This window comes from Endozoicomonas acroporae (genome assembly GCF_002864045.1).
GTDB lineage: Bacteria > Pseudomonadota > Gammaproteobacteria > Pseudomonadales > Endozoicomonadaceae > Endozoicomonas > Endozoicomonas acroporae.
Genome location: NZ_PJPV01000121.1, coordinates 1 through 2995, shown reverse-complemented (window position 1 = coordinate 2995; position 2995 = coordinate 1). Strand labels below are relative to the sequence as shown.

General features: G+C 51.2%; 2 protein-coding genes. One reads left to right on the top strand and one right to left on the bottom strand.

The window, feature by feature from the left end; genetic code table 11:
- Nucleotides 1–31: 31 nt before the first annotated feature.
- A complete protein-coding gene (locus CX664_RS27830; RefSeq protein ID WP_276328500.1) occupies nt 32–166 on the bottom strand; it encodes a hypothetical protein in 135 nt (44 codons plus the stop codon).
- Between the two features lie 167 nt (nt 167–333).
- Between CX664_RS27830 and CX664_RS17695 the strand changes: the two genes are divergently transcribed.
- On the top strand, nt 334–2995 hold a 2662-nt coding region (locus tag CX664_RS17695), incomplete at its 3' end, for an ankyrin repeat domain-containing protein (RefSeq protein ID WP_146000114.1).

The window sequence follows — 2995 nt, the reverse complement described above, 5'->3', positions numbered from 1 at the left end:
TTAGCCAGAAAATACGATTCCATTTGGCCAACTACTTAATAACCGAACCATCCCGAAGCTTTGCCTGACTGGTGCCATTGCCGTTATTAGCGGTCATGGTGGCTACAACCCGCGCCCCTTCAGTAATCAGCGCCTTGAACTGTTGCCAGATATTCGTGGATGCCATTGCTTGCATTCCGGATAAACGTTCATTGTCTTGTGAAAATCGGATCCTTACCTGGCTTTTGGATTTAACGACATACGTCTTGTTAAAAAAATTCTGTTTTTTGTGGAACTTACCCTGCTGATTGTTTGTCGTACTCGAAGTTTTGAGTCAAATGGCAGGCTAAAGCGATGGATGGTGTCGGTAGAAACGGGGCAGATGTCCGCTTTAATTGTTCTTCTATCTGTATAAATGACGAACATATCAGAGGACAATTTGGTGGACACTCACTGGTCGAAACATCTTGCAAACCGGAACCCCACGTTTTCCACCTGGGGTGCATCACCCGACACCTTGACAAGCAGAGTGAAACAAGTCTTCATAAACGCCGATGCAGTGAATGCGGGCAACCGGCACTGCCACTGATTGGTAAGGACGGGGAAAGCGTCGATGACGACGAATCACCTTATTGTGAATCCCGAATGCTTAAAGTGGATGTCAATGTCAAAACACATACAGATGGTGCTACGCCCCTGCATATGGCCGCTCAGAACGGCCACATAGAGTCCGTCAGGGAGCTGCTGGAAAATTATGAAACCCCAGTCAATGGACAGATGAACGATGGCTGTACGCCTCTCCACTTAGCTGCTCGTAATGGTCACACAGAGATCGTCAGGGCATTTAAGGACATTGCCCCCATGCGCATCCAGGTTGATGTCAAGAATAACAATGGTGATACGGCTCTCCACGAAGCTGCTCGTCAAGGCCACACAGAGACCGTCAATGCATTGGTGGAAATTGACCGCTCCCCACTGCTGGCCAAAGCGAAAAATAACGATGACGAAACAGCTCTTCATCTAGCTGCTCGTCAAGGCCACACAAAGGCCATCAAGGCATTGCTGACCATTGCCCCCTCCCTGGCCAAAGAGAAGAATAAGAATGGCCAAACGGCTATCCCTCTCCACTACGCTGTTTATAATGGCCAAACAGAGGCCATCCAGACACTGCTGAACTTTGACCCCTCACTGGCCAAAGAGAGGGACAACGATAGCTGGACGGCTCTCCACTTCGCTGCTCATAAAGGCGAAACAGGGGCCATACAAGCATTGCTGACCCATGCCCCCTCCCTGGCCAAAGAGCAGGATAAATATGGCCAGACGGCTCTCCACGTCGCTGCTTTTAAAGGCCACACAGAGGCCAGCCAGACATTGCTGAACTTTGCTCCCTCATTGGCCAAAGAGAAGGATGACGATGGCTGGACGGCACTCTACAAAGCTGCTGATGAAGGTCACACAGAGGCCATCCAGACATTGCTGGACTTTGCCCCCTCACTGGCCAGAGAGAAGACTAACGATGGCCAAACGGCTCTTCACGCCGCTGCTCGTAACGGCCACACAGAGGCCATCCAGACATTGTTGAACTTTGACCACTCACTGGCCAAAGAGAAGGATAGATATGGCTTGACGGCTCTCCACTACGCTGCTCGTAAAGACCAAACAGAGGCCATCCAGGCATTGCTGGACTTTGACCACTCACTGGCCAAAGAGAAGGATAACAATGGCCAAACGGCTCTCCACTTCGCTGCTGAAAAAGGCCACACAGAGGCCATCAATACATTGCTGGCCTTTGACTGCTCCCTGGCCAAAGAGAAGAATAAGTTTGGCGATACGGCTCTCCACTGGTCTGCTGCTAAAGGCCAAACAGAGGCCATTGAGACATTGCTGGACTTTGACCCCTCACTGGCCAAAGAGAAGGATAACAATGGCCAAACGGCTCTCCACGCCGCTGCTCGTAAAGACCAAACAGAGGCCATTGAGACATTGCTGTACTTTGACCCCTCACTGGCCAAAGAGAAGGATAACGATGGCCAAACGGCTCTCCACTACGCTGCTTATGATGGCCAAACAGAGGCCATCCAGACATTGCTGGACTTTGACCCCTCACTGGCCAAAGAGAAGGATAACAATGGCCAAACGGCTCTCCACTACGCTGCTTATGATGGCCAAACAGAGGCCATCCAGACATTGCTGGACTTTGACCACTCACTGGCCAAAGAGAAGGATAACAATGGCCAAACGGCTCTCCACGCCGCTGCTCGTAAAGGCCAAACAGAGGCCATCCAGGCATTGCTGGACTTTGACCACTCACTGGCCAAAGAGAAGACTAACAATGGCTTCACGGCTCTCCACGCAGCTTCTTTTGAAGGCCACATAGAGGTTATCCAGGCATTGCTGACCATTGCCCCCTCCCTGACCAAAGAGAAGGATAACAATGGCCGCACGGCTCTCCACGCAGCTTCTTTTGAAGGCCACACAGAGGCTATCCAGACATTGCTTGACTTTGACCCCTCACTGGCCAAAGAGAAGACTAAAGATGGCCAAACAGCTCTCCACATAGCTTCTTTTAAAGGCCACACAGAGGCCATCCAGACATTGCTGAACTTTGACCCCTCACTGGCCAAAGATAAGAGCAACCTTGGCCTGACGGCTCTCCACAAAGCTGCTGAAAAAGGCCACACAGAGGCCATCCAGGCATTGCTGGCCTTTGACCGCTCCCTGGCCAAAGAGAAGAATAAGTTTGGCCAAACGGCTCACCACGCCGCTGCTCTTAAAGGCCAAACAGAGGCTATCCAGACATTGTTGGCCTTTGACCCCTCCCTGGCCAAAGAGAAGGATAAATATGGCGATACGGCTCTCCACTTAGCTGCTAGTAAAGGCCACACAGACGCGATCCAGACATTGCTAACCATTGCCCCCTCCCTGGCCAAAGAGAAGAATAACAATGGCGAAACGGCTCTCCACACAGCTTCTTTTGAAGGCCACACAGAGGCCATCCAGACATTGCTGGACTTTG